Origin of the sequence: Rhizobium sp. RU35A, assembly GCF_900156005.1 — a bacterium.
Lineage (GTDB): Bacteria > Pseudomonadota > Alphaproteobacteria > Rhizobiales > Rhizobiaceae > Neorhizobium > Neorhizobium straminoryzae.
In genome coordinates this window covers 396449-421345 of the sequence record NZ_FTMR01000002.1, presented here as the reverse complement: position 1 = coordinate 421345, position 24897 = coordinate 396449, and the positions used below count along the sequence as shown (strand labels likewise).

Below are 24897 nucleotides of genomic sequence, written 5' to 3'. Positions count from 1 at the left end.
CGAGCAGCAGCCGGCGGATCGCGGCCGCGCGGGACTGGCATGCTCGCTCATGCCATAGTTTGCGCTTGTGGGCACATAAATTACCGTCAAAATCCATTATATCCCGTTACCGAAGCGTAAACCCCGCTCCGTTCCCAACGAGAAAAGGCCGCCCGGTTGCCCGGACGGCCCCTGAAACAATCAGGCAGGGGTGGCCTCAGTGCGGTTGCGGTTCAAGACCGCTTTCCGGCTCGCCGTTGCCCTTCGGTTCGTCCTTCTTCGCACCGGCCTTCGGAACGGCGGTGCCGCGCGTCGTCGGGCTGTCGTCACCGGCATCGCGGGAGGGCTTCTGGCCCTTCAGCAGCGCCTTGATCTCGTCGCCGGACAGCGTCTCGTATTCCAGCAGCCCTTCGGCAAGCGCGACGAAATCGTCGTGATGGTCGGTCAGGATGCGGCGAGCCTCGGTATAGGCCTCGTCGATGAGGCGGCGCACTTCGTTGTCGATCTTCTGAGCGGTGGCCTCGGAGACGTTGCGCGACTGCGACACGGAATGACCCAGGAAGACTTCCTGCTGGTTTTCGCCATAGGCGACCTGGCCAAGGATATCGGAGAAGCCCCACTGGGTCACCATGGCGCGGGCAAGCTTCGTGGCCTGCTCGATGTCAGAGGACGCCCCGGAGGTGATGTTCTCCTTGCCGAAGGTCAGCTCTTCCGCCACGCGGCCACCCATCATGATGACGAGGCGCGACACCATCCACTTGTAGCTCATGGAGTAGCGGTCACCCTCCGGCAGCTGCATGACCATGCCGAGCGCACGGCCGCGCGGAATGATGGTTGCCTTGTGCAGCGGATCGGCCACCGGCACGTTCAGCGCAGTGATCGCATGGCCGGCCTCGTGATAGGCGGTCAGCTTCTTCTCGGCCTCGGTCATGGCGGAGGAGCGGCGTTCCGCCCCCATCATGATCTTGTCCTTGGCGTCCTCGAACTCCTGCATGGTGACCACGCGCTTGTTGCGACGTGCGGCCATCAGGGCAGCCTCGTTGACGAGGTTCATCAGATCGGCGCCCGAGAAGCCGGGCGTCCCGCGGGCAAGCGTCTTCAGATCGACATTCGGCGCCAGCGGCACGTTGCGGACATGCACCTTGAGGATGCGTTCGCGGCCGACAATATCCGGGTTCGGCACGACGACCTGACGGTCGAAACGGCCGGGACGCAGAAGCGCCGGGTCGAGAACGTCCGGACGGTTCGTCGCGGCAATCAGGATGATGCCCTCATTCGCCTCGAAGCCGTCCATCTCGACCAGCAGCTGGTTGAGCGTCTGCTCGCGCTCGTCATTGCCACCGCCGAGGCCTGCGCCACGGTGACGGCCGACCGCGTCGATTTCGTCGATGAAGATGATGCAGGGCGCATTCTTCTTGGCCTGCTCGAACATGTCACGGACGCGGCTTGCGCCCACACCGACGAACATTTCCACGAAGTCCGAACCGGAAATGGTGAAAAAGGGCACATTCGCCTCGCCGGCAACCGAGCGGGCGAGCAGCGTCTTGCCGGTCCCCGGAGGGCCGACGAGCAGCACCCCGCGCGGAATGCGGCCACCGAGGCGCTGGAATTTCTGCGGGTCGCGCAGGAATTCGACGATTTCCTCGAGATCCTGCTTGGCCTCGTCAACGCCAGCGACATCATCGAACGTCACGCGGCCATGCGCTTCGGTCAGAAGCTTGGCCTTGGACTTGCCAAAGCCCATCGCGCCGCGCGAGCCGCCCTGCATCTGCCGCATGAAGAACAGCCAGACGCCGAGGATCAGCAGCATCGGCAGAAGCGTGCCGAGATAGCTCAAAAAACCGGAAGACCCGTCCGATTCCGGCCGCGCCACGATCGTCACGTTCTTGGACTGCAGGCGCTCGATCAACGTGTCGTCAATGACGGGAGAATAGGTCTGAAAGCCCATGCCGTTCTCGGCATAGGTGCCGAGAACGCGGTTGCCGGTCACGACAACGTCACGCACGCGTCCGGAATCGACGTCGCGCAGAAACTGAGAGTACGGGACTTCCCGCGAACTCGTCTGCGTCGGCGCCGTCTGGAACATGCTGAACAGGGCGATCAGCAAGAGGGCTATGATCGCCCAGAGGGCGAAATTGCGAAAGTTTGGGTTCATCGAACTCCCCGGACAATGACGGAGGCTGTGATCAGCCGCCGCCTTACTTGTCGCATAACATAGGATTGCGGCAGGGCGTTGCCAAGGCAACACTCCCCGCCGATCCTCTTTTACGATCGAAAACGTTAAACGGTAATGGCGGAAATGGCCGCAAGCCCATCTGTTCGGTAAAACAATTTGCCAAATCCAGCTCGAAGGCAGGCAGGAATGCCCGGTAGGGCTGCAGAATCGGCTGACGGCAAAGATTCTCTCCAGTCCTGCTCCCCTCGCCACCGCTCTCCCCTGCGATGGCCGGCAGCGCCCGCAGCGCGGCAAGCGCCAGACTGGCCGGCGCCTGGGGAAATGTCCGCTCTGCGCGCACACGATCAGCCGGATGCGGGCCGACGGAAAGCTGTTCCTGTGTGCGGTTGTGGAGCAGGAAGCGGCCATCCCATTCCACCGATTCGCCAGGCGGCACCATCACGGTCGGCAGGTCACGGCTTTCGCGCAGGACGTAAAGATGATCGCCGCGTCGATCGAAGAGAACGCGCCCCGCAGTGAGGCGACCGCGCCTCTGCGTGCGCAGGAATGCGACGATCCGTCCCAGGCTCTCGCGCCCGGGCGGATGCGTGCGCCCGCCAAAGACCGCGCACAGCGCGGCAGAAGCGGCACTGAGCAAGAGGTCGTCCGCGCCGGCGAAGGTCTGGGGGTCCAGCCGCGCGAGAACACCCTCGGCCACCGACAGTCCCTGACGGAACCGGGCGGCCACTTCCCCGACAATTGCACGGCGCTCCGTCGCAGGCCGCTCCAGATCCTCGGGCGACGGACAGGATCCGGCCCCTGCGAGTGCGGCACGCATGCGGGCCCGTTCGAAACGCGGGTCGCTGTTGGAGGGGTCATCGATCCAGCCAAGGCCAGCCTCGCGCAGAAACGAGCGGATCGCCTGCCGGCGGACGCCGAGAAAGGGCCGCAGCAGCCAGTAACGACCAGACAGCAGCACCGCCGGCGCCATGCCAGCAAGGCCGAGGCCGCCCTCCCCCCCCGCGCGGCTGGCGCGCATGGCGAGCGTCTCCCACTGGTCGTCCAGTGTGTGGCCGGTGAGGATCGCATCGGCGCCGACGTCATCGGCAAGGGTGGCGAGAAGATCATAACGTGCGGCGCGCGCCGCCGCGGAGATGCCGGTGGCTGGCTTGCTTCCTTGCCAGACGCGGGTGGCATGGGGGATGCCGAGACCGGCGCACCATTCCGCAACGGCCATTGCCTCCTGCCTCGCCTCGGGGCGCAGCCCGTGATCGATGGTGGCGGCAAACAGGTGGATGTCGTGTCGACCGGCATCCTGGCGGCCAAGGTGGAATGCCTGAAGCAATCCTTTCGAATCGCTGCCGCCGGAGACGGCGACGAGAAGCCGGGCGGAGGGCGGCAGTCGAAGGAGGACATCGCACGCTGCAGCGAGCGGGGACGAGCCGGCCGCGTGCGCAAGGCCCTCGGGGGGCATGGTCAGCAACCCAGGCGCTTGACTTCGCTGGCGACCTTCGCCTGCACCGGCTTGCCGGCATTCGGATAGCGCCGGTTCACCTCGCGCAGCGTCGCACAGGCGGTCTCGCGATTGTCGAGGGCAGCGAGCGACATGCCGAGCTTCAGCAGCATTTCCGGCGCCTTCGGCGAATTGGCATAGCTCTGGTGTGCGTTCAGGAAGGTTTTCGCGGATTCGTTATATTTGCCCTGCGAATACTGGGCTTCGCCCAGCCAGAAATTGGCGTCGGCGGCGCGGGCGCTCTTCGGATAGGCGGTGATGTAGCTGCTGAATTCGGTCTCGGCGAGCGCATAGTCGCCCGAGAGAACGTGATTGTAGGCGGCGCGGTAGGCATCGCTCTCGTTGCCAAGCGATGCCGTCTTGGTCGGATCGCTGGCAGCAGCAGGCGCACTGCCGGAATCAACGCCCGGCAGGCCGGCAGAATTGCGCGCACCCTGGTTGAGCGTTGCACCGACAGGCGCACCCTTGTTGTCGACTTCCAGCGAACCGAGCGTCGTCTCTCCCGGCGCCGTCGAACGCCGGCTTGTGGCCGGTGCCGAGGGCGCGGCAGGGGCCGGCGCGTCTATGATGGAGGTAATTTCATCGTTTTTTTTTGAGCCGGCTGCCGGCGCGGCAGCGACAGAAGGAGCGGCAGGCGCACCAGACTGGCCTTTTTCAAGCTGCTGGAAACGAAACTCGTTATCCTCCTGCGTCTTGCGCATCTGCTCCTGCATCTGCAGCAGCTGGAAGCTCATTTCCTCGACGCGGCCATTCAGCTGGCGAACAACCTCTTCCAGCTGCTGGATGCGCACCGCATCATTGGCGCTCTGTACCTGCACCACGGGCGCCTCGGGCACACGCGTGACCTGGCCGGCCCTGTGTCCACCGGAAAGGAAATTGGAAAGCGAAAATGCGCTCGCCTGCCCGCTCATCGCCGCAAGCCCCAGCATTGCTGCCAAGACAAGTTTCTTCATGTCGTCCGTCCCGCTTTATGTCTCGGTGGCGCCAGGATGGCGCGCGCCGTTGCGATTCCTGTTACCAGCAAAAGGCCATCACGTTAACCATCAAAAGATAACCGAACTTCGGCCAAACTATGAACAAGCAAAAAGGGCGGCCACGAAGACCGCCCTTTCCGAAAACTTTCAATCGACGGGGACCGATCAGGACCCGGCGCCGCCGAGAACCGTGACGGCGCGACGGTTCTGCGACCAGCAGGAGATGTCGTCACAGACGGCGACCGGACGTTCCTTGCCGTAGGAGATGGTCTTCATGCGGCTGGCCGGAACGCCACGCGAGGCGAGGTAATCGCGGGTGGCGGCGGCACGGCGGGCGCCCAGCGCCAGGTTGTATTCACGCGTACCGCGCTCGTCGGCATGGCCTTCGATGGTGATCGCATAACGCGGATAGCGCTGCAGCCACTGGGCCTGACGGTCGAGCGTCTGCTGGGCGTCGGCGCGGATCGAGGTGGAGTCCGTATCGAAGAAGATGCGGTCGCCGACGTTGACGGTGAAGTCCTGGCTGGAGCCCGGGGTTGCCGCACCGGCGCCGCCGGCGCCAAGGCCGAGTTCGCCGGCGCTGTTCGGCATGTTCTTCTTGTTGGCGCAACCGGCAAGCGCCAGCGCGAGCGTGAGCGCGATGACGGCGGGATTGCGTGCGAGGCTCTGCATGCGGCTCATCGCCGGGGTATGGGTACGGCTCATGGCCGATCTCTCCTTGATCAACATTCTGGCGTTGCCGAACCGTAACTGCACCTGGTTAACGGCCAGTCAATGCCTATGGTTAATAATCTGCTATCAACGGCTATTTCAGCGCAAATTCAGGCAATTGCCCCGCACGCAGCCGAAACGCGCCCGTGCGGGGCACGGTGAGGCCCTACTCGAGAAGCGGAGACCAGGCCGGGTCGGATGCGAAGGCCGGCGTCTTGATCATCTGTTCGTTGTACCCTGTCAGGTCGATGGAATAAAGCTGCGGGCCGCCGGCACCTGCCGCCTGGCGGAAGAACATGATGACGCGGCCGTTCGGCGCCCAGGTCGGGCCTTCATTGTGGAAGCCGGTCGTCAGGATGCGCTCGCCCGAACCGTCCGGCTTCATCACGCCGATCGAGAACTTGCCAGCCGACTGCTTGGTGAAGGCGATCAGGTCGCCGCGCGGCGACCAGACCGGCGTGGAATAGGAACCATCACCGAAGGAAATGCGGGTCTGGCCGGTGCCATCGGCATTCATCACGTAGAGCTGCTGGCGGCCGCCGCGGTCACTTTCGAAAACAATGCGGCCACCATCCGGCGAATAGGAGGGCGAGGTATCGATGGCAGCGGTGTTGGTCAGGCGCGTCGTCGTGCGCGAGCGCAGGTCCATCGTGTAGATGTTGGAATTGCCGTCCTGCTGAAGGCTCATGATCACCTTCTGGCCATCGGGCGAGAAGCGCGGCGAGAACGTCATGCCCGGGAAATTGCCGACGACTTCACGCTGCCCGGTTTCCAGCTGCAGCAGGTAGACGCGCGGCTGCTGGCCTTCGAAGGACATGTAGGTGACTTCCTGCCGGTTCGGCGAGAAGCGCGGCGTCAGCACGATATCCTTGGAATTGGTCAGCATGCGGACGTTGAAACCGTCCTGGTCCATGATGGCCAGCTGCCGCTGGCGTGCCGTCTTCGGGCCGCTTTCGGAAACGAAGACGACGCGGGTATCGAAGTAGCCGTTTTCGCCCGTCACCTGCTTGTAGATGGCGTCAGCGATGATGTGGGCCACGCGGCGCCAGTTTTCAGGCTGGGTGAAGAACTGCTGGCCGGTCATCTGCTGGCCGGCAAAGGTGTCCCACAGGCGGAACTCGGCGCGCAGGCGGCCATCGCCTTCGCGGGTCACGCGGCCCGTGACCAGCGCCTGGGCGTTGATCGCCTTCCAGTCCTCGAAGCGCGGCATCTGGTTGGGGTCGGTGATCTTCTGGATGAACGCCGCCTTGTTGACTGGGGCGAACAGGCCCGAGCGCTGCAGGTCGGCGGCAATCACCGACGAGATCTGCGCCCCGATATCGTTGGCCGACTGGAAGTCGGTGACGGCAATCGGGAGCGGTTCGACATTACCCCGATTGATGTTGATTTCCACGCGCGCCTGCGCCGGGGCCGCGAACATCACGGCCATCCCGGCGAGCGCAAGCAGCACGCGGATGAAAGAACGTTTCATCATGATAACAAAGCCTTTCAAAGCAGTTCGCTTGGATCAAAGTTGACGACGACTTCGCTCCAGGCGTCGTATTTGTCGGCGGGAAGATTCTTGAATGGCGACGAGCGCATGACGGCGCGCAACGCACTGGATTCCAGCGTGCGGCGGGCATTGTCCGAACCGCCGGTGGCCTTGACCTCGGGCCGTCCGATGATGGCGCCAGTTTCGTCCAGCTTCATCGTCACGGTGATGATGATGCCCTGGGCCCCCTCGATGCCGGAAATGACCGACCAATTGTTCTGGATCTGCCCACGCAGCGCGTCGATCTCGCTCTGGCTGAGCTTCGAACCACCGGTGTCACGCTTGCCGCCGAGTGCTGCCGGCGCGGACGAACGCTTGGCGCCGCCGCCGGCCGCATCCTGCTTGTTGAGCAGGGCGGCGATCTCGTCGGCATTGAAATCGCTCTGCTTGGACGAGGTCGACTTGGCGGTATCCTGCTTCTTGTCGGCCACCTTGCGGTCCGGCGTCTTTTCGGCGGGCTTCGGCGTATCGGGCTTCTTCGGCTCAGGCTTCTCGACGGGCTTGGCCTCCTGCGGCTTCGGCACGTCAGGCTTCGGGCGGGCGGCCGGCACCGGCACGGAATCCGGCGTCGGGATCTCCTCTGCCTTCTGTTCCTCGGGCTTTGGCGTAGGCTGGGGTTCCGGCTTCGGGATCGGCGGTGTCGGCTCCGGACGCGGCTGCGGGAGTGCGGCGACCTCCTGCGGCTTCGGGGCGGTTTCCTCGGGCGCCACTTCCTTGACCTTGTTGTCCTCGGTCGTCGGGTTCGGCAACGGCTTTTCGGTCTTCTGCGGCGCGGCGGCCGCTTCCGTCTGAACCGGCTTCTTCACCGGCGTCGGCGGCGTCTTCAGATCGACGTCGTTATCGCCCGAATTTTCGGCATTCTCGACGACCTTCGGCTTCTGCGTCGGCTTCGGGGCCGATTTCTCCGCCATCGGCGCCTTCTTGTCGCCCTGCTGGATCTGCGTGATCGATTCCACCGGCACGATATCGACCGGCAGAGCCTCAACGTCCCCGACCTCGAACTTGGCCGGCGCGCTCAACGAAAACAGCGCCCAGGTCAGAACCAGGAAGTGCAGGACCAGCGATGTGCCAAGGCTACCCTTCATCGCGAACGGATCACTTTTGCTGTTCTTGCTGCGTCACGAGACCGATGTTCTTGAAGCCGGCAGCGGAGATGCGCGCCATCACCTTCATGACAACGCCATAGGCGGCGGCGGTATCGCCACGCACATAGATGCGCTCGTTATAGCCGGTGGTGGCGATCGCCTCGAGCTTCGGCACCACTTCCTCGATGGCAATGGGCGTTTCCTGCAGATACACCTCACCCTGCGGATTGACGGAGATGGTGATCGGCTGGGTATCGGAATTCATCGCCTTCGCCTGGGTCTGCGGCAGGTCGATCGGTACGCCGACCGTCAGCATCGGCGCGGCCACCATGAAGATGATCAGCAGAACGAGCATGACGTCGACCAGCGGCGTCACGTTGATCTCGCTGATCGCGCCGCCGCGACCACGACCACCCCGACGACCACGCCGGCCGCCGCGCGCCGCATTGCCTCCACCTGCAGACATACCCATGTGCGTATACTCCTCAGCGTCGCGCGTTACTGCGCGGCCTGACGCGGCTGCAGTTTTTCATCGATCTGGCGCGACAGGATGGCGGAAAACTCGTCCGCGAAACCTTCCATGCGCGCGCCAAGCTTGCCGGCATCGGCCATGAACTTGTTGTAGGCCATGACAGCGGGAATGGCCGCAACGAGGCCGATCGCGGTGGCAAGCAGCGCCTCGGCGATACCGGGGGCCACGACCGCGAGATTGGTGGACTTCGAACCGGCAATCGCCTGGAAGGAGGTCATGATGCCGACGACGGTGCCGAAGAGGCCGATGAAGGGACCGGCTGAACCGATGGTGGCGAGCGAGCCGAGACGCGCCTCGTAGGTTTCGCTTTCGCGCGAGATCGTCACGTCCATGGCCCGGTCGATGCGCATCTGCAGACCGATCGGCGAACGGGCGCCGCGTTCGAAGCTCTTCTTCCACTCACGCATGGCCGCGACGAAGATGGCGGCAAGGCCTGTGTTCTGCCGCTCGGCCAGCGTACGATAGAGTTCTTCCAGCGACTGCCCGGACCAGAAGACCTGCTCGAACTGGTCGAACTGGCGCCTGGCCTTCGTGAAGTTCATGTACTTGTCAATGACGATCGCCCAGGTCCAGACCGAAGCGCCCATCAGGCCGATCATGACCAGCTTGACGATCAGACCTGCCTGCATGAAAAGCGACAAGAGGCTTACCGAGCTTGCAGCCGCCGCCAAATCCGCGTGTTCCATATGTTCACTATCCCCGAATCCCAACGCCCGGCACGCATAATACGGACCGGGTCGCAAGCGCAGTCTGTGATTTGCGCGCGTACGCTGAAGTGCCCGTATGCCTGAGGTTTCAGGAGGCCTTCTCGCCTTCAAATTTGGTCAAACGAAGGCGTGCACCGCACAATTTCCGTGGAGGCCATTAAGACAATATTATCGTTAAGAATAGGTTACGGCCGGTTCTGCATCACAGGCGTATCGCATCACGCGCCCGTGAAAGCATTGGCAAGACTTTCCGGCAGCCGCCGCGGCCGGCCGTGCCGGTTGATCACGGCGATCACCACCCTTGCAGCAATCAGCAAGGTTTCGCCCCGCCGGATTTCCTGCTGCAGCACCATCTTGGCACCGCCCGCCTTTTCCGTTCGCGTCAGGATTGTCAGAATATCATCCATGCGGGCCGGCGCCTTGAAGTCGATCTCCATGCGATGCACGACAAAGACAAGCCCCTCCTCGTCGAGCGCCAGCAACGCGCTCTGCTCGCAGCCAAGGCAGCGCAGATAATCGGTGCGACCGCGCTCGAGAAAGTGCAGGTAGCGCGCATGATAGACGAGACCGGAAAAATCGGTGTCCTCGTAATAGACCCGCTGCACAAGGCGGTGGCCGGTATCGGTCAACAGGCCGGCGAGAGAAACGGTGAGGTCGTCCATCAATTCTGGTCCGCTTTGATCAGGCAGGGATTCGGGGCGACCCTCTAGCCCCGATCGAGGTTCTTGTCATCCCAGACGAGATGCCGCGGCACCTCGGGCAGGTTTTCGATCTCGCCCGCGATGAAATAGGGCGGGATATCCAGCGCCGTCAGCGCCACCGTCGTCGCCGGCACCCACTTGAACTCCAGATCGTTGTCGCCGTCCTGAATGCGGTGCACGATGCCGTCCGCCGCAAACGGAAAGGTCTCGGGGATCTGCATGAGGTAATAGATGCCGAGTTCGTGCCAGTCGCGGCCTTCGTAATGGAAGAAGTTCTCCACGATCCACAGGGCACGGACGACCTCGACGGCGACGCCCAGTTCCTCGATCATCTCGCGTTTCAGCGTCTCTTCCGAGGTCTCGCCGATTTCCGCGCCACCGCCCGGAAAGGTCCAGAAGGTCTCGTGCGTGGCACGATGCACCAGCACATGGCCGTTGCGGAAACCGAGGCCGGCAATGCGCATCTGGAAGGTGCGCCTGGGCTTCGCCTTGATGCGGATGCGGGTCCCCTCACTCATCGTCGAGGCTCAGGCGGAACTGTGCGGCTTCCAGATCCTTCGGCGGCTGCAGGCCAAGATGCTTCCAGGCGGTGGCCGTCAGCACGCGGCCGCGGGGCGTGCGCTGGATGAAGCCCTGCTGGATCATGTAGGGCTCGATGATGTCCTCGATCGCATCGCGCGGTTCGGACAAGCCGGCGGCAATCGTCTCGATCCCCACTGGCCCCCCGCCGAAATTCACCGCGATCATCGAGAGATAGCGGTTGTCCAGCTGGTCGAGGCCCATGTTGTCAACGTTGAGGCGGGTCAGCGCCTCGTCGGCGATCTGCCGCGTCACCGCCTCGGCGCGGGCCACCTCGGCAAAATCGCGCACCCGGCGCAGCAGGCGGCCGGCAATGCGGGGCGTGCCGCGGGCGCGGCGCGCAATCTCGCGCGCGCCCTCGTCCGTCATGCCAAGCCCCATCAGGCGCGCTCCGCGCCGCACGATCAGTTCCAGTTCCTCGACCGTGTAGAAGCTGAGTCGCACCGGAATGCCGAAGCGGTCACGCAACGGCGTGGTGAGCAGGCCAAGACGCGTGGTGGCGGCGACCAGCGTGAATTTCGACAGGTCGATCTTCACCGACCTTGCCGCCGGCCCCTCGCCGATGATGAGGTCGAGCTGGAAATCCTCCATCGCCGGATAGAGGATTTCCTCCACCGCCGGATTGAGGCGATGGATTTCGTCTATGAAGAGAACATCGCGCTCTTCAAGGTTGGTGAGAAGTGCGGCGAGATCCCCGGCTTTCGCGATGACGGGGCCGGAGGTGGAGCGGAAGTTGACGCCAAGCTCCTTTGCCATGATCTGCGCCAGCGTCGTCTTGCCAAGTCCCGGCGGCCCGACGAACAGCACGTGATCCAGCGCCTCGCCACGGTTCTTCGCCGCCTCGATGAACACCTTCAGATTGGCCCGCGCCTCCGCCTGGCCGGTGAACTCGTCCAGCGACTGCGGCCGAAGGGCTGTGTCGAAATCCTCACCCTTCTTGTCCGGCGAGAGAATGGGGTTGGGCAGGGTCATGCGAGGAGTTCCATGCCAGGCACGCGTGCCGCGGCTTTTTGATCGAAGGTCAACGTCGCGGCACAACCCGCAAGACGGTTCAGTTCACTCAGGAGAGCATCGGCGAAATCGACATTGGCCATGCGGCACAGATGCAGCGCATTGCCGACGGCCTCATAGTCAGCCACGTCGAATTCACGACGCTCCAGCACCGCCTGAAGGAAGGCAAGGACAGACGGGCGGTCATAACCATAGAGGCGGCGTAGAACCCAGTTCGTCTCGAGGAGTACGGAGATATTGATATAAAGCGCATCCTCTTTCCCAAGCTTTGCCATCAGCGCCGCCACCGCTTCAGCCTGACGCCTGTCGTCCGCAACGGCGAGGCGGACGAGTATGTTCGCATCAATGCCGAGACGCCTGCTCATGGATCCTCGACGGCGACATGTGCCCGAAGATAACGATCGACCGCTGCGTCAGAGACAATGTCGCGGATATCGTCACCCTGCGAAGCCACGGAAGCAGGCGGTCGCCCCAGCATGCCGAGAAGTCCCGCCAGCGGCTTGTTGCGCGGCACGATAATCAGCTCGCCATCACGCACCCAGGCATAGCACTTGTCGCCCGGCTTCATGTCGAGTTGATCCCGAAGCGCCTTCGGCACCGTCATCTGCCCCTTGGATGTAATGGTGACATTCGTGTTCATCGCAGCACCCTTGCTCCTTACTTTTTCACAATAGTAAGGAAAGGCGCCGCAAACAAGGCGGTCATCGGGAGAGTTCCTTGAGCCCGAGGCGGATCAGCCTGGCGCTGTCGGCGCCCTCGCCGCCAGCCTTCAGCGCGGCCGCCACGGCATTGGCCGCCTGCTCGCGCGAATAGCCGAGATTGGTGAGCGCCGAAACGGCATCCGCCACGGGGGCTGCCGCAACGCCCTCCCCCAGCTCCTGCTTGAGGCCGATTCCGGCGCTGGCCTCGCCGGCAAAGGCAGGCGCCTTGTTCTTCAGTTCGGTGACGATGCGCATCGCGACCTTCGGGCCGACGCCCGGTGCGCGGGAAATCGAGGTGCGGTCCTGCAGTGCGATCGCATTGGCAAGTTCCGGCGGCGTCAGGGTGGAGAGCACGCCGAGCGCAACCTTGGAGCCGACGCCCTGCACGCTCTGCAGCAGGTTGAACCATTCCCGTTCCAGCGCGCTGAGGAACCCGAACAGCTTCAGCTGGTCCTCGCGCACATAGGTCTCGATGAACAGCACCACCGCCTCGCCGGCAGAGCCGATGCGTGCCAGGGTGCGCGACGAACAATAGGCGACGTAACAGACGCCGTGCACGTCGACCAGCACATGGTCCTCGCCGATTTCGTCAATGGTGCCCTTGAGCTTACCGATCATGATGGGGATCCGTCCGGGATGATGCCGCAGGAAAAGAAGACGCTGGCGGCCCGATTGTCAGCGCGGCTGGCCGCAACCCGGGATGCGCCCGCGCCCGGCGGAAATGCCCACCGACGCCCCGCACCCGCCCGCATCGAACTGCCGCCTGCCACCTCTGTCCCCTTACCTCGTGCCTAGAGCGCAAACTGGAACAAGTCAAGAACAAACTCAGGCGCGGGCCAGCACCCGGCGCATGCGCTCGCCGCCGCGATGATGGGCGTGGCAGATGGCGATCGCCAGCGCATCGGCGGCGTCATTGCCGGTGAACTCCACCTTCGGCATCAGGATCTTCAGCATCATGTGGATCTGCTGCTTCTCGCCGTGACCGACACCGATGACCGCCTTCTTCACCGCATTCGGCGCATATTCGGAGACGGGCAGACCGGCGCGCGCCGGCACCAGCATCACAACGCCACGCGCCTGCCCGAGCTTGAGCGTCGCCACGGCATCCTTGTTGACGAAGGTCTGCTCCACCGCTGCCTCGTCCGGCCGATAGGCATGCACCACTTCGGCCAGCCCGTCATGCAGCTGGCAGAGACGAGAGGCGAGATCCATGTCGCCATCGGAGGTCACCGTACCGGAGGCCACGAACTTGAGGCTGTTGCCCAGCGTGTCGATCACCCCCCAGCCGGTGCGGCGGAGGCCCGGGTCGATGCCGATGATGCGAATCGTCTGTGTCATGTGTGCCATCCTATCGCGACGTGACCTGTATCGACCAGACGCAACGCGAACAAAAAGAAAACATTTGCGCGAATCCCGTTAACCACCCGTTAAGGCTGGCCCATCAATCCTCGGACAGCAGCCTCAACTTCGGCAACTCTACGCACCGAATCACATTAGGTGATGTGCGTAGATCAAGACTGGAGGTCCATCATGATGATGTTCACCCGCTTGAAGAACCAGTCGATCGAGACGATCCTGCTGCTTGCCACCTTCAATCTGGTGGCCGTGGGGCTGATCGCCATCAAGGCGGCGCGTGTCTCGCCCGAAATACTGGGCTTCAGCATTGTAGCGGCGTTTGCGGCAGGTACGGCAATCGCCATCCTCGCCTTCAAGCTCGCGGACCCTTTGAACCGGCTTGCCCAGCAGGCCAGCGAATGGAACAGACCGGACACGGAGGCAGACCTTGCCGACAGGGAACGGACGGATACGATCGGCACGCTGGCGCGCGGCATTTCGGGCCTGAAGGAAGCCATTCAGGACAACGAAGCCGATCATTCGGCCGCCCGCGGCGTGCTGGATGAGGCCATGCGCCGTCTCTCCAACGGCGACGCCACGACGCTGGTGCAGCAGCCGTTCCCGGAGGCCATGGAAGGCCTGCGGGTGCGCTTCAACCGTCTCGCTTCAATGCTGAACCTGAACCTTTCGGTCATCAGCCGTGCCACGCAGGGCATGCGCGAGCAGGCCCGCTCCAGCCAGGCGGATCTCACGGTCATCGGGGACCGGCTCGTCAATGCGCGCCCGGCCATGCAGAAGGCGTTGAGCGCCATCGAGGTGATGCAGCGGGCAACCCGGCTGCGCGGCGAGGATGCACGCTTGGTCAGCCGCAGCACCGCCGAGGGTCAGCAGGCCAGCTGGCGTCTCGGCCGGGCGGCCGGCGAAGCGCATGACGCCGCTGCCGCTGCCACCAGCACCTTCGGGGACCTGTCGCAACTGATCGAGCGCGTCGGCGATCTGGCGATCCGCGCCGAAAGCCTTGCGAGCGCCAGCGAACAGCGGCTCAGGGCACCGTCAGCCTCCAGCCATCCGACGGCTGCACATGGCCGTCCAACGGTGCAGCCCATTCCCGCCGATGCGCTGCGCCAGCTGGCTGCCGACTGTACCGAGGCCGCGCGCAGCCTGATGCTGCAGTACCGGCAGGTTGACAGCCATCTGGCCGATACCCAGCATGCCCTGTCGCGGGTGCTGCGCGAGACCGACTGTGTCGGGCAGGCGCTGACGGAAATGGCCGAGCCGGCCGAACGCCTGTCGCACAACGTCGACCTTGAACACCAGCGCCTGACACTGGCGCACGAGACCGTGGGCGAGACGGCGGTGGTGCTGGAGCGCAGCCGCGAGATCGTTGCATCCACGGAGGCATGCCTCGTCAAGGTGGCCGGCGATGTCGCGATCATCGATACGCGTCTGTCCCTCTTCGCGTTCACGCAACAGGACGAGCCCGTCCGCCGCGAACGCGGACTGAAGCCGACGCTGCGCAGCGTGACCTGAGACCCCTCGCCTTTGTCCGCTGGCTGAAGGATGGCGTGAACCGTGCAGGGCTGACCGGACGATCAGACCCTCTGCAGCAGACCCGTGCGGGAAAAATCCCGCGCCCCCTTAGAATGCGGCCACGGCTTTCCTAAATGGAGATCTGACACAACATAAAGTTTGAGTGGTGACGCATGATCCCCTTTTCCATTCTCGACCTGTCGCCCGTGGCGGACGGGTCCAGCGTCAGCGACGCACTCGACCAGTCGCGGCGCCTCGCACAGAAGGCGGAAGCCTTCGGCTACCGGCGGCTCTGGCTTGCCGAACATCACGGCATGCCGGGCATTGCAAGTGCCGCAACCGCCGTTGTCATCGGTCATGTCGCAGCGGCAACGAAGCATATCCGCGTCGGCTCGGGCGGGGTTATGCTGCCCAATCATTCACCGCTGGTGATCGCCGAACAGTTCGGCACGCTGGAAGCACTGTTTCCGGGCCGCATCGATCTCGGCCTCGGTCGCGCGCCGGGGACGGACATGCGCACTGCGCGGGCGCTCCGCCGCAACCTCGAGGCCGGCGCCGACAGTTTTCCGCATGATGTGGTGGAACTGCAGCGGCTTCTCGGAGAACCGCGTGAAGATCAGGCCATCCTCGCCGTACCCGGTGTGCGTGCCGAAGTACCGATCTGGCTGCTCGGCTCCAGCCTCTACAGCGCGCATCTTGCGGCGGCGCTTGGCCTGCCCTATGCCTTCGCCTCGCATTTCGCGCCCGACATGCTGCTGGATGCCCTGGCGATCTATCGCGACCGCTTCCAGCCCTCCGCCCAGTTGGACAAGCCCCATGCCATGGTGGGCGTGATGGGCGTGGCGGCCCCGACCGATGCGGAAGCGGCGCATCTCTTCACCTCGGCGCAACAGCAGTTCATCAACCTGCGCCGCAATGTGCGCACGAAATTCCCGCGCCCGATCGAGAGCATGGACGGCGTCTGGAGCGAGATGGAACGAATGAACGTGGAGCACACGCTGCGCTATGCCGCCGTCGGCTCACCAGCCACGGTGGAGACGAAGCTTCGCGCCTTCCTGAAGGAGACGGAGGCGGACGAACTGATCATCTCGATGCCGGTGCACGACATCGAAAAGCGGCTGCGCTCCGTCGAACTGTTTGCCGGCCTGCCACTGATGCAGCATGCGCAAGCAAGGGCGGCCTGAGCGGGACCACCACACTCCCTATCCGGCGAACCGCCGGGAAGTCCGCGCCCAACAAACAGCCCGACATCAGAAACCGGCCTAGAGTTTGTCATCGCTAATCGGAATCGCGAGGGGATTCCGTTGATTTGATTTTTGTGATTCAAGATCATTGCTGGATGGGAGGCCAGCAATGATGGTGCGACCTCTTTCACTCGATTTGCGAACGCGTATAGCCGCCGCTTTGAAGGAAGGCATGACCGTTCGTGCCGCCGCGGAGCGGTTTGGGGTGTCGGCTGCAACAGCGGTCCGTATTGGGAAACTCGATCGGCTCGGTAAAGGCCTGATGCCGGCGAAGATCGGCGGGTATGTCAAACCAACACTGAGGGGCGCTGCAGCCGATGCGGTGCGCCAGCGGCTGCAGGTCAAGTCCGACTGGACGGTGCGTGCGCTGTCGGCGGAGCTGAAGTCTGCGGGGATCAACGTGTCTCATGACACCGTCTGGCGCTTCTTGCGCAGCCAGGGCAAGACCTTCAAAAAAAACGCTGATGGCAAGCGAGCAGGATCGTCCGAAGGTGGCCCGGTTGCGGATGCGATGGAAGACCCATCAACATCGGCTTGATCCGGACCGCCTTGTCTTCATCGACGAAACCTGGATCAAGACCAACATGACGCGCACGCGCGGCTGGTGTCAGCGCGGCGAGCCACTCATCGCAAAAGTCCCTCATGGTCATTGGAAGACGCTGACGTTTCTGGCCGGCCTGCGCAGCGACAGCATCGTTGCCCCATTCGTCCTCGATGGCCCCATCAATGGCATCGCCTTTACGGCATGGGTCCAGCAAAGCCTGGTCCCAACGCTGAAGGCTGGCGATATCGTCATTCTCGACAATCTCGGGAGCCACAAAGGAAAAACAGCCCGAGACGCGATCCGAGATGTCGGCGCACATCTCTTTTTCCTGCCGCCATACAGTCCAGACCTCAATCCCATCGAGATGATGTTCGCCAAGCTCAAGACGCTCGTCAGAAAGGCGGACGAGAGAACCGTGGAAACAACATGGAGACGAATAGGAGAACTCCTCAAGGCGTTCAGCCCGCAGGAGTGCTCAAACTACTTCAGACATGCAGGCTATGGTTCAATTTAAAACTGACAGACTCTAGGAGGGGCCGGGAGCAGATCAGGCGGTCGTGGCGCCCGTTGCAGGCGCTTCGGCTGTCGACCAGCTGAGATAATAATACTTGTCGCCGATCATGCCGAAATAGGCGCTCGCGCCATTTGCCTTGTCGATATAGCTGCCATCGTCGTTGCGGACATATTTTCCGCTACCATCGCGTTGCAGGTGTGCCTTCAGGAAACCGCTCCATTCAGCGGCCGTGGCAGTCGCCGGCTGGTTTGGCTTGGCATCCTTGCTGGTGGCATCCCAGGCGGTCACGCTCTTTCCACCTTCGGCATCGGTCACCGTCAGCTTGCCGGCATCCAGTGCCTTCAGCATGGATTCCGCCTGGGCGCGGGTGGCGGGAGAGTTTTTCAGTTCCGCAAGCTTGTCACGCAGCCCCTGCATGAAGGATTCGCTGCCGATATCGGCAGAAACCGTCTTCGGCGCCGTCTCGCTGCTGCTGTCGGTGGTGTTGCCGGTCAGAACATCGGCAAGGCTGTAGGTGGATGTCGAGGCGCTGCTGTCATCGCTGCTGTCGATGCCGTAATGGGCAAGCAGCGTGCTGGCCAGACTCTGCTGCTCCGTGTCCTGCTGCTCCGTTTCCTTGAACACGCGGATGGCCGTCTGTGTCGACCACAGGCGAACGGTATCGATGGAAGAAACCATGGCTGTCTCCTGTCTTGCGGGCGCTGACAGCGCTCCGGGGTTCCGGTCGAACAGACTCACGCGGCAGACCGGCTGGTTCGCCGGAACAGTTCCACCCGAAACCTGCCTCAAGCTGGAGAATCGGAGTCGGGGTCGGAAATGGCGATGCCATCCGCGACCGGCGGACTGTCCGGCAAAACGCAAAACGCCGGCCCTTGCGGGACCGGCGCCACGATCTCTCAAACCCCGCAGGATGTCAGGCGGAGAGTTTTGCCATCACCTCGTCGGACACCTCGAAGTTCGAATAGACGTTCTGCACGTCGTCATCGTCTTCCAGGCTGTCGATCAGCTTCATCAGCGACTGGGCCTTTTCCTCGTCGACCGGCACCGTGTTCTGCGGCTTCCAGATGGCCTTGACGGTATCGGCTTCGCCGAGCGTCGCTTCGAGTGCCTTGGACACTTCGCCGATGCTTTCAAAACCGCAGATGATGGTGTGGGTTTCCGCGTCCGAGACAACGTCATCGGCACCCGCCTCGATAGCGGCTTCCATCACGGCGTCGGCGCTTCCGGCCGAGGCCTTGTAGACGATTTCGCCGACGTGATCGAAGGAGAAGGACACCGAGCCCGTTTCCCCGAGCGCACCGCCGGCCTTGGTGAAGATCGAGCGGATGTTGGAGGCCGTGCGGTTGCGGTTGTCGCTGAGCGCCTCGACGATCACGGCCACGCCGCCCGGGCCATAGCCTTCGTAGCGGATCGCATCATAGCTCTCGGCATCGGCGCCGGATGCCTTCTTGATGGCGCGGTCGATGTTGTCCTTCGGCATCGACTGGGCCTTGGCGTTCTGGATCGCCAGGCGAAGGGCCGCATTCATGCTCGGATCCGGCAGACCGGCCTTGGCGGCGACGGTGATTTCGCGTGCAAGCTTGGAGAACATCTTCGACCGGATGGAGTCCTGCCGACCCTTGCGGTGCATGATGTTCTTGAACTGTGAATGGCCAGCCATGGCACCCCTTCATCGCGTAATATGTCTGGAATGGCGGGCTTATAGGCACGAAACCGGGCGCGTTCAAGAAAAAAGCGGATCGACACACCATTGCCGCCGGCGGAACAAAGCCCGGCAGGGCGACGTTCTTTCCCCGACACTTGACGAGGAAAGGATTGGCAATGGTAAGTCTGACGGAAGCACGCGAGGCACCGGCACGCCAGCTGTGGGACGAGATCAACGGCGTGCATGCGGGTATGCTGGGCATCGAAGGGTCCTCCATGCACATGCAGCCGATGGCCCCGCACGCGGACCCGAAAACAAACACGATCTGGTTCTTCACCCGCACGGATACCGATCTGGTGCAGGCCATCCGGCCCGGCACCCGGGCGCATTTCTGCGTCGTCGGCAAGAACCATGATTATCATGCCTGCCTTGCCGGCGTGATCGAGGCGCGGCGGGACACGGCAAAGATCGAGGAATACTGGAGTTCGATCACCGCCGCCTGGTACGAACACGGCAAGGACGACCCGTCGCTGATCCTTCTCGCCCTGCATGTGGACGATGCGGAGATCTGGGCCTCCACCGACAACAGCCTGAAATTCGGCTGGGAAATCGCCAAGGCGAACCTGAAGGAAGACAAGACGCCAGACATCGGCATTCGCCAGCACCTGAGCTTCGCCTGACAGACGTTGGACTGTTGTCCCGATCCGCCGGAAAATCCGGCGGATCGGCCGCCGCGTCTCACAGTCCGGGCGGCACGACGATCTGCGGCTTGCGCGGCAGACTGCGCATCGAAACCGTGATCGCATCGTCCTTGCCATAGACCACGTCATAGCGGCCATCGAACATGGCGAGGAAGCGGTCGAGCGGCGGGCCGCCCCGATGCATCGGCAGGATGAGCGAGGAACGCAGCCGCTGCACCACGCGGCTCATGCTGTCCGCGCCCATGGTCAGCCCGCCATCGGTCGGTACCATCAGCACGTCGAGCCTGCCGATTTCCGTATAATGCGCATCCGTCAGCTCGTGATGCAGATGGCCGAGATGGCCGATGCACAGGCCCGCCATTTCGAAGATGAAGATGGAATTGCCGTTTTCCTCGAAACCGCCATAGGCGCGAATGTCGGTCGCGACATTGCGCACATAGGTATCGCCGACCAGAACGTTATGCACCGCCTTTTCGCCGGGCACATCGCTCCAGCCATGCAGCACATGGGCAATGCCGGCCGGTGGCGCGAGCGTGTAATGGGTGGAATGCGCCTTGTTCATCGTCACGATGTCGGGCGTGAGCGTGGGCCGATGGACGCCGGAATAGTCTGTGGCGATGACAACGCCTTCGGGGCTTTCGATCTGATAGGTGGAATGGCCGATGAAGGTGATCTTCACCTCTTCGCGCCTGGCAAGCTCCGTGGTCTTGACGGGCCTGGCACTGGCAAATGTCGCGCGGGGAATGGTTTCGGCAATGGCCTGGCACTGACTGACAGGCATCTGCGCCCGCGGGCCGGTCGCGGGATTGCCCGGCACGCCCTGGGCAAGGGCCACAACCGGTCCGAACAGGCATGCAACAACGGCGAATGCGACAGTGCGCAGCATGATGTGCCACTCCCCCTCGTCTTCCTGCGGGAAAAAGATGAGGCAGGGTCATGGGCACGTCCAGCGCGAAATCGCGCCGGATGCTCACATTCCCGTCATTCGAAGCCAGGTCCGAAGCAAAGTCGGCTGGCGATCAGCGGCCATCGCCGTCCGCGGATGCACGCGGGTCGAGCGCTACGCTTTCCGGCGTGGCAAGCGAGGTGATGGCAGCCGGGGCGGCGGTGTAATTGTCCTTCTCCGCCGAGGACCGGGCGGCACGCATGCGGCTGCGCAGGATGGCATAGACCACCACGGAGACATGCGCGACGGCGGTTACTGCAAACAGCGCATGCGGGCCGAAATGTGTCATGACCGGGCCGCCAAGCGTCGGGCCGATGATCGTGCCGATGCCAAACAGCAGAAGCAGGCCGCCGGACACCTTCACGAAATCCTCGGGCGCCGCGAAGTCGTTGGCATGGGCAACCGCGATCGGGTAGAGCGCGTTGGCGGTGGACCCGTAGATCGCAACCAGCACCACGATCACGTAGACATTCATCGGGTGCAGCAGCACGAGCAGAATGCCGGCGGTGGCGGAGATGCCCGAGAGTGCCGCCAGCACGTAACGGCGATCCATCCGGTCGGAGAGCCGCCCTGCCGGGAACTGAATGATTGCTCCGGCAAAGATGGTGATCGACACCATCACGGCGATCGCCGCCTGTTTCAGCCCGGCCTGTGCCGCAAACACGGCGACCAGCGTGCCATAGGCGCCGTTCGCGATGCCGATCATCAGGATGCCGACGAAGGAGACGGGCGAATTGCGAAACAGGCTCGGCAGATCGAGGCTGACCCGCTTCAGAGGCTGCGGCGAGGCAGCCGTCGACAGCGTGGTGGGCAAAATGGCGACGCAGTAGAGAATGCCGCAGACCATGAACAGGACCGGTGTCGAGACATCGATGATGCCCACAAGCAGCTGGCCGCCGACGACGCCGAGCAGGGTGATCGCGATATAGAGCGAGAAGATCGCCCCGCGGCTCTCGTTCGTCGCGCGCTCGTTCAGCCAGCTCTCGATGATCATCGAGGTGCCGGCGGTGCAGAAACCGGTCACGGCGCGCAACGTCAGCCAGGCAACGTCATCCACGACGATGCCGGTGACCAGCACGTTCATGCAGATGATGGCGCCGAAACCGGAAAAGGCCCGGACATGGCCGATGCGCCGCACCAAAAGCGGTGCGACGAAGCAACCGGCGACGAAACCACCCGCCCAGCTGGTGCCGAGCAGGCCGAGCACCTCGTTCGAATAACCCTCCAGCGTGCCGCGCACCGGCAGCAGCAGGCCCTGAAGGCCATTGCCGAGAAACAGGAAGAGCGTGCCGAGCAGAAGACTGAGGACGGGCAGAAGATTACGAGGCATTTGGCGGACCGCAGATATTCCGGTTCAGGTTCAGCGAACAGTAAAGCACGCCAATCGTTAAACTTGATCCGCCAGTCCCTGCAAAAGGCAATGCATTGAGACAGCAACCGACGAAACGGCAAGCGCGCCCCGGTTTGACCAGCACAACAATGGTTCCGAATCTCGCTCCCCGCAGCTATGTGTGGTGACGACAAAAAATGTCCAGCCTGTGGCTGAGGCCATTCTGCGACAGGAAAATCATGACAAAACTTATCGGCCTGCTGCTGCTTCTGGCCATGATCGTGCAGATCATCAAGCCGCTCGGCCTGCCCGGCCTGCGCCGTCGCGCCGATTTCTGGAAGCTGGCGGTGGTGGCCTTCCTTTCGTGGACCGTCATCCTGTTGCTACGCGATTTTACCTGATGCCGGCCGGCGCGCGCGAAGCGGGCCGAAATGCAGGAAGGCCGCTCGACGGGCGGTGAAAACCGGCCTATGCTTGGTTCCTAACTCCGGCGAGGTCTGATGCGCCATGCTCACCGTCTTCCTCTGCATGCTGGCCGTTGCGGTCACCTGTCCCTTCTGGTTCCCGGCCCTGATGTGGCTGTTCGGCATGATGATGGGCGTGTTCGGCGCGGCGATCGGCCTGTTGTCCGCGCTCTTTGCCCTGGCGATCGTCGGCGGCGTTCTGGCAACCGCCTTCGTCCTGCCGGCGCTGCTGCTGCTGGCCCTGGTCGTCTGGCTGCTCTTTCCGCGTCAGAAACGCCTGCCCTCCGAGTGACTTTCCTCCCGTGACGGGCGCCGGCGGCTCAGGCAATCGGCTATCGTGACAGGACACCTTCGAAGACCGGCACACAATCGCCCGCGATGATGACGGCATGCGGCCGCCCTTCGCGCTTTTCGACGCTGACCTCGATGCGGCTGGCACGCCCCATCTCCACGCCCTGCTCGACGGTGAAATCGAAGTGGCCTTCTGCGACCGGTTCCAGCGTCGACAGGAAGGCGGACAATGCCCCCGATGCACTGCCGGTTGCGGGGTCTTCCGCCACATTGTCGAGGGGCGCGAACATGCGCGCCCGCAGCCTGAAGGGATCGGCGGGATCGCGCACGTAGAGAAACAGCGGGAAATCGCCCTCCGGCATCACCTGGTTGGCCAGCACCTGCCGCACCGCATCGGCATTGGCACGGGCACGGCCGAGGGCTTCGAGATCCACCAGTTCCGCCACGGCAAAGGCAAGCCCGACCGAGACGACGCAAGGGTGATGCCGCTCGGTGCGCACATCGCGCGGCGAAAGAGACGCGCAGGCCGCCACGGTGTCCGGCGCCACGCTCTGGCGCACCTCCAGCGGGCGGGGCGCGCGGATCGCCGCCCCGGTCACCTGCCCGTTTCGACGGCGAAGCTTCACCTCCACGAGCCCGGCCTTTTCCTCAAACAACAGACGGTCGCCGACCGGCCTGCCGAACAGTTCGGACCGCTGGCCGAGCACATAGGCCGTGCCGACATTCGGATGGCCGGCGAAGGGCACTTCCGTCACCGGCGTGAAGATGCGCACCCGCGCGTGGTTGGCAGGATCCTCCGGCGGCAGCACGAAGGTGATTTCCGAATAGCCGAATTCGGCGGCAATCTGCTGCATCCTCTGGTCATCGAGACCGCGCGCATCGACGAACACGGCGAGCGGATTGCCCTTGAAACGCTCGTCGGAGAAAACGTCGACGGTGACGAACGCGGATACGGTCATGGCATGGCCTCGCTGTCCGGTCTTGCCCGGACGTCTTGTTCGGGTTCAAGGACGGCCCGTTCCAGACGAACCGGGGACACCCTTTCCGCCTTTCGGTAGCCCGGCGCACTCCATCCATCCAGCCAAAGTTTCTGACGCAACCGATCAGAAAAAGTGAAGGGCCGCCCCATCGCTGGAGCGACCCCTCTCCTCCCCTCCATCAAATCCGGGGTCTCAGCCGACCTTGTTGACGCTGGCGCCGTAGATCTGGTCGATCGTTCCGGCAATGCTGTCATTGAATTCGGCATCGGTCATCGAAACGCGCAGGCCTTCGGTGAGGCCGCGCGAGAAACTGGCGATCATGCCGTGGTTATGGCTGAGCTTTTCGCAGGCATCCACGGTGCTGTAGCCGCCCGACAGGGCGACGACGCGGACAACCGAGCCATGGGCGACCAGCGGCGCGTAGAAATCGGCAACGGTCGGGATCGTCAGCTTGAGCATGACGGTTTCGCCGGCCGGCAGCTTGTCGAGATGCTCGCCGATCACATCGCGCAGAATGGCTTCGGCCTCGACCTTGGTCGGGCTCTTGATCGACACTTCCGGTTCGATGATCGGCATCAGGCCCTGGCCGATGATCTGGCGTGCCACCTCGAACTGCTGGGCGACAACGGCTTCGATACCGGCCTTGTCCGCATGGGCGATGACCGATCGCATCTTGGTGCCGAAAATGCCCTTTTCGCGGCCACGGATCAGCAGCGCGTCAAGCTCCGGCATGGCCTTCATCGTCTGCACGCCGTTCTCTTCGGCGTTGAGGCCCTTGTCGACCTTGAGGAAGGGCACCACGCCGCGCTTTTCCCAGAGGTAGGTGGGAACGGGCTCACCATCCACGTCCCCATCCATCGTGCGTTCGAACAGGATGGCGCCGATCACCTTGTCGCCGGTAAAGGCCGGTGCGCTCATGATGCGCACGCGCATGGCATGCATCAGACGGAACATGTCCTCTTCGGTCTGATAGTCGGACTCGGAGATACCATAGAGACGCAGGGCTCCGGGTGTTGAACCGCCGCTCTGATCCAGCGCCGCGATAAATCCGGGCGCGGAACTCATCTTGTCCAACATCTTGGCATACCCCATGCTTACACTCCTGTCCCTAAGGTCGGCGCACAACGCGTTCGTATCCCGATGGATACCATCCGCGGATAACAGAAGTTTTTTAAGAGGGAAATCCTGCGCTTA

At 63.3% G+C, this 24897-nt stretch carries 27 protein-coding genes; 6 read left to right on the top strand and 21 right to left on the bottom strand.

What is annotated here, in order from left to right; translation table 11 throughout:
• Positions 1-196: 196 nt before the first annotated feature.
• From ftsH to ruvC, 15 genes are all read right to left on the bottom strand, one after another.
• Positions 197-2134 carry an ATP-dependent zinc metalloprotease FtsH gene (gene ftsH / locus F3H95_RS06565; protein ID WP_143126195.1) on the bottom strand — a complete coding sequence of 646 codons (1938 nt, stop codon included), beginning with the start codon at positions 2132-2134 and terminating at the stop codon, positions 197-199.
• Positions 2135-2177: 43 nt separating this feature from the next.
• Positions 2178-3608, bottom strand: a complete 1431-nt coding sequence (gene tilS, locus F3H95_RS06560) for a tRNA lysidine(34) synthetase TilS (protein WP_149745331.1) — start codon at positions 3606-3608, stop codon at positions 2178-2180.
• A 2-nt stretch (positions 3609-3610) separates the two neighbouring features.
• Entirely contained in the window at positions 3611-4600 is a 990-nt protein-coding gene (ybgF, locus tag F3H95_RS06555; RefSeq protein WP_149745330.1) for a tol-pal system protein YbgF, read from the bottom strand.
• Between the two features lie 186 nt (positions 4601-4786).
• The gene (gene pal, locus F3H95_RS06550) at positions 4787-5326 is read right to left on the bottom strand and encodes a peptidoglycan-associated lipoprotein Pal (protein ID WP_143126192.1); all 540 of its coding nucleotides are present in this window, start codon (positions 5324-5326) and stop codon (positions 4787-4789) included.
• A gap of 172 nt (positions 5327-5498) precedes the next feature.
• Positions 5499-6806: a Tol-Pal system beta propeller repeat protein TolB gene (gene tolB / locus F3H95_RS06545; RefSeq protein WP_143126191.1), complete on the bottom strand. Its 1308-nt coding sequence runs from the start codon at positions 6804-6806 to the stop codon at positions 5499-5501.
• A 14-nt stretch (positions 6807-6820) separates the two neighbouring features.
• Entirely contained in the window at positions 6821-7948 is a 1128-nt protein-coding gene (locus tag F3H95_RS06540) for a hypothetical protein (protein WP_143126190.1), read from the bottom strand.
• 10 nt (positions 7949-7958) lie between these two features.
• Positions 7959-8420 carry a protein TolR gene (gene tolR / locus F3H95_RS06535; protein ID WP_143126189.1) on the bottom strand — a complete coding sequence of 154 codons (462 nt, stop codon included), beginning with the start codon at positions 8418-8420 and terminating at the stop codon, positions 7959-7961.
• Between the two features lie 26 nt (positions 8421-8446).
• A complete protein-coding gene (gene tolQ, locus F3H95_RS06530; RefSeq protein ID WP_143126188.1) occupies positions 8447-9166 on the bottom strand; it encodes a protein TolQ in 720 nt (239 codons plus the stop codon).
• A 239-nt stretch (positions 9167-9405) separates the two neighbouring features.
• Complete coding sequence (gene ybgC / locus F3H95_RS06525) at positions 9406-9849, bottom strand: tol-pal system-associated acyl-CoA thioesterase (RefSeq protein ID WP_143126187.1); 444 nt, start codon at positions 9847-9849, stop codon at positions 9406-9408.
• Positions 9850-9893: 44 nt separating this feature from the next.
• Positions 9894-10406, bottom strand: a complete 513-nt coding sequence (locus F3H95_RS06520) for an NUDIX hydrolase (RefSeq protein WP_149745329.1) — start codon at positions 10404-10406, stop codon at positions 9894-9896.
• The gene (gene ruvB / locus F3H95_RS06515; RefSeq protein WP_143126185.1) at positions 10399-11439 is read right to left on the bottom strand and encodes a Holliday junction branch migration DNA helicase RuvB; all 1041 of its coding nucleotides are present in this window, start codon (positions 11437-11439) and stop codon (positions 10399-10401) included. Before ruvB ends, F3H95_RS06520 begins: the two co-directional genes overlap by 8 nt.
• Complete coding sequence (locus F3H95_RS06510; RefSeq protein WP_149745328.1) at positions 11436-11843, bottom strand: type II toxin-antitoxin system VapC family toxin; 408 nt, start codon at positions 11841-11843, stop codon at positions 11436-11438. The genes ruvB and F3H95_RS06510 overlap by 4 nt, the downstream gene beginning before the upstream one ends.
• Positions 11840-12118 carry an AbrB/MazE/SpoVT family DNA-binding domain-containing protein gene (locus F3H95_RS06505; protein ID WP_149745327.1) on the bottom strand — a complete coding sequence of 93 codons (279 nt, stop codon included), beginning with the start codon at positions 12116-12118 and terminating at the stop codon, positions 11840-11842. Before F3H95_RS06505 ends, F3H95_RS06510 begins: the two co-directional genes overlap by 4 nt.
• Positions 12119-12179: 61 nt before the next feature.
• Entirely contained in the window at positions 12180-12797 is a 618-nt protein-coding gene (gene ruvA, locus F3H95_RS06500) for a Holliday junction branch migration protein RuvA (protein WP_149745326.1), read from the bottom strand.
• 207 nt (positions 12798-13004) lie between these two features.
• Positions 13005-13517 carry a crossover junction endodeoxyribonuclease RuvC gene (gene ruvC, locus F3H95_RS06495; RefSeq protein WP_143126181.1) on the bottom strand — a complete coding sequence of 171 codons (513 nt, stop codon included), beginning with the start codon at positions 13515-13517 and terminating at the stop codon, positions 13005-13007.
• 192 nt (positions 13518-13709) lie between these two features.
• Here ruvC and F3H95_RS06490 point away from each other — a divergent pair, with 192 nt between their 5' ends.
• The 3 genes from F3H95_RS06490 (at position 13710) to F3H95_RS06480 (ending at position 17346) form a co-directional block, all read left to right on the top strand.
• A complete protein-coding gene (locus F3H95_RS06490) occupies positions 13710-15044 on the top strand; it encodes a hypothetical protein (protein ID WP_149745325.1) in 1335 nt (444 codons plus the stop codon).
• A 173-nt stretch (positions 15045-15217) separates the two neighbouring features.
• The gene (locus tag F3H95_RS06485) at positions 15218-16228 is read left to right on the top strand and encodes an LLM class flavin-dependent oxidoreductase (protein ID WP_149745324.1); all 1011 of its coding nucleotides are present in this window, start codon (positions 15218-15220) and stop codon (positions 16226-16228) included.
• 172 nt (positions 16229-16400) lie between these two features.
• A protein-coding gene (locus F3H95_RS06480; protein WP_149745613.1) for an IS630 family transposase occupies positions 16401-17346 on the top strand; the annotation gives its coding sequence in 2 pieces (ribosomal slippage) (positions 16401-16739 and positions 16741-17346; 945 coding nt in all).
• 33 nt (positions 17347-17379) lie between these two features.
• Here F3H95_RS06480 and F3H95_RS06475 read toward each other — a convergent pair.
• Both F3H95_RS06475 and F3H95_RS06470 read right to left on the bottom strand, forming a co-directional pair.
• Positions 17380-18024, bottom strand: coding sequence for a hypothetical protein (locus F3H95_RS06475; RefSeq protein WP_149745323.1), 645 nt, complete (start codon positions 18022-18024; stop codon positions 17380-17382).
• A 235-nt stretch (positions 18025-18259) separates the two neighbouring features.
• The gene (locus tag F3H95_RS06470) at positions 18260-19006 is read right to left on the bottom strand and encodes a YebC/PmpR family DNA-binding transcriptional regulator (RefSeq protein ID WP_143126177.1); all 747 of its coding nucleotides are present in this window, start codon (positions 19004-19006) and stop codon (positions 18260-18262) included.
• A gap of 161 nt (positions 19007-19167) precedes the next feature.
• On the opposite strand from F3H95_RS06470, the gene F3H95_RS06465 reads away from it, so the two are divergent.
• A complete protein-coding gene (locus F3H95_RS06465) occupies positions 19168-19671 on the top strand; it encodes a pyridoxamine 5'-phosphate oxidase family protein (RefSeq protein WP_143126176.1) in 504 nt (167 codons plus the stop codon).
• Positions 19672-19729: 58 nt separating this feature from the next.
• Here the strand turns inward: F3H95_RS06465 and F3H95_RS06460 are convergent, their stop codons facing one another.
• Both F3H95_RS06460 and F3H95_RS06455 read right to left on the bottom strand, forming a co-directional pair.
• Positions 19730-20578: an MBL fold metallo-hydrolase gene (locus tag F3H95_RS06460; protein ID WP_149745322.1), complete on the bottom strand. Its 849-nt coding sequence runs from the start codon at positions 20576-20578 to the stop codon at positions 19730-19732.
• 133 nt (positions 20579-20711) lie between these two features.
• Complete coding sequence (locus F3H95_RS06455; RefSeq protein WP_143126174.1) at positions 20712-21968, bottom strand: MFS transporter; 1257 nt, start codon at positions 21966-21968, stop codon at positions 20712-20714.
• A 239-nt stretch (positions 21969-22207) separates the two neighbouring features.
• On the opposite strand from F3H95_RS06455, the gene F3H95_RS27095 reads away from it, so the two are divergent.
• On the top strand, positions 22208-22369 hold the full coding sequence (locus F3H95_RS27095) for a hypothetical protein (protein ID WP_185969878.1): 162 nt from the start codon (positions 22208-22210) through the stop codon (positions 22367-22369).
• 106 nt (positions 22370-22475) lie between these two features.
• Positions 22476-22724, top strand: coding sequence for a hypothetical protein (locus F3H95_RS06450; protein WP_149745321.1), 249 nt, complete (start codon positions 22476-22478; stop codon positions 22722-22724).
• A gap of 40 nt (positions 22725-22764) precedes the next feature.
• Here the strand turns inward: F3H95_RS06450 and F3H95_RS06445 are convergent, their stop codons facing one another.
• Both F3H95_RS06445 and F3H95_RS06440 read right to left on the bottom strand, forming a co-directional pair.
• Complete coding sequence (locus tag F3H95_RS06445; RefSeq protein WP_149745320.1) at positions 22765-23682, bottom strand: PhzF family phenazine biosynthesis protein; 918 nt, start codon at positions 23680-23682, stop codon at positions 22765-22767.
• Between the two features lie 213 nt (positions 23683-23895).
• Entirely contained in the window at positions 23896-24795 is a 900-nt protein-coding gene (locus F3H95_RS06440) for a fructose bisphosphate aldolase (protein WP_149745319.1), read from the bottom strand.
• Positions 24796-24897: the final 102 nt, after the last annotated feature.

Excerpts from the sequence above, each read along its gene's own strand:
- ftsH (WP_143126195.1), bottom strand. The coding sequence starts at position 2,134 with ATGAACCCAAACTTTCGCAATTTCGCCCTCTGGGCGATCATAGCCCTC.
- tilS (WP_149745331.1), bottom strand. The coding sequence starts at position 3,608 with ATGCCCCCCGAGGGCCTTGCGCACGCGGCCGGCTCGTCCCCGCTCGCT.
- ybgF (WP_149745330.1), bottom strand. The coding sequence starts at position 4,600 with ATGAAGAAACTTGTCTTGGCAGCAATGCTGGGGCTTGCGGCGATGAGC.
- pal (WP_143126192.1), bottom strand. The coding sequence starts at position 5,326 with ATGAGCCGTACCCATACCCCGGCGATGAGCCGCATGCAGAGCCTCGCA.
- tolB (WP_143126191.1), bottom strand. The coding sequence starts at position 6,806 with ATGATGAAACGTTCTTTCATCCGCGTGCTGCTTGCGCTCGCCGGGATG.
- F3H95_RS06540 (WP_143126190.1), bottom strand. The coding sequence starts at position 7,948 with ATGAAGGGTAGCCTTGGCACATCGCTGGTCCTGCACTTCCTGGTTCTG.
- tolR (WP_143126189.1), bottom strand. The coding sequence starts at position 8,420 with ATGGGTATGTCTGCAGGTGGAGGCAATGCGGCGCGCGGCGGCCGGCGT.
- tolQ (WP_143126188.1), bottom strand. The coding sequence starts at position 9,166 with ATGGAACACGCGGATTTGGCGGCGGCTGCAAGCTCGGTAAGCCTCTTG.
- ybgC (WP_143126187.1), bottom strand. The coding sequence starts at position 9,849 with ATGGACGACCTCACCGTTTCTCTCGCCGGCCTGTTGACCGATACCGGC.
- F3H95_RS06520 (WP_149745329.1), bottom strand. The coding sequence starts at position 10,406 with ATGAGTGAGGGGACCCGCATCCGCATCAAGGCGAAGCCCAGGCGCACC.
- ruvB (WP_143126185.1), bottom strand. The coding sequence starts at position 11,439 with ATGACCCTGCCCAACCCCATTCTCTCGCCGGACAAGAAGGGTGAGGAT.
- F3H95_RS06510 (WP_149745328.1), bottom strand. The coding sequence starts at position 11,843 with ATGAGCAGGCGTCTCGGCATTGATGCGAACATACTCGTCCGCCTCGCC.
- F3H95_RS06505 (WP_149745327.1), bottom strand. The coding sequence starts at position 12,118 with ATGAACACGAATGTCACCATTACATCCAAGGGGCAGATGACGGTGCCG.
- ruvA (WP_149745326.1), bottom strand. The coding sequence starts at position 12,797 with ATGATCGGTAAGCTCAAGGGCACCATTGACGAAATCGGCGAGGACCAT.
- ruvC (WP_143126181.1), bottom strand. The coding sequence starts at position 13,517 with ATGACACAGACGATTCGCATCATCGGCATCGACCCGGGCCTCCGCCGC.
- F3H95_RS06490 (WP_149745325.1), top strand. The coding sequence starts at position 13,710 with ATGATGATGTTCACCCGCTTGAAGAACCAGTCGATCGAGACGATCCTG.
- F3H95_RS06485 (WP_149745324.1), top strand. The coding sequence starts at position 15,218 with ATGATCCCCTTTTCCATTCTCGACCTGTCGCCCGTGGCGGACGGGTCC.
- F3H95_RS06475 (WP_149745323.1), bottom strand. The coding sequence starts at position 18,024 with ATGGTTTCTTCCATCGATACCGTTCGCCTGTGGTCGACACAGACGGCC.
- F3H95_RS06470 (WP_143126177.1), bottom strand. The coding sequence starts at position 19,006 with ATGGCTGGCCATTCACAGTTCAAGAACATCATGCACCGCAAGGGTCGG.
- F3H95_RS06465 (WP_143126176.1), top strand. The coding sequence starts at position 19,168 with ATGGTAAGTCTGACGGAAGCACGCGAGGCACCGGCACGCCAGCTGTGG.
- F3H95_RS06460 (WP_149745322.1), bottom strand. The coding sequence starts at position 20,578 with ATGCTGCGCACTGTCGCATTCGCCGTTGTTGCATGCCTGTTCGGACCG.
- F3H95_RS06455 (WP_143126174.1), bottom strand. The coding sequence starts at position 21,968 with ATGCCTCGTAATCTTCTGCCCGTCCTCAGTCTTCTGCTCGGCACGCTC.
- F3H95_RS27095 (WP_185969878.1), top strand. The coding sequence starts at position 22,208 with ATGACAAAACTTATCGGCCTGCTGCTGCTTCTGGCCATGATCGTGCAG.
- F3H95_RS06450 (WP_149745321.1), top strand. The coding sequence starts at position 22,476 with ATGCTCACCGTCTTCCTCTGCATGCTGGCCGTTGCGGTCACCTGTCCC.
- F3H95_RS06445 (WP_149745320.1), bottom strand. The coding sequence starts at position 23,682 with ATGACCGTATCCGCGTTCGTCACCGTCGACGTTTTCTCCGACGAGCGT.
- F3H95_RS06440 (WP_149745319.1), bottom strand. The coding sequence starts at position 24,795 with ATGGGGTATGCCAAGATGTTGGACAAGATGAGTTCCGCGCCCGGATTT.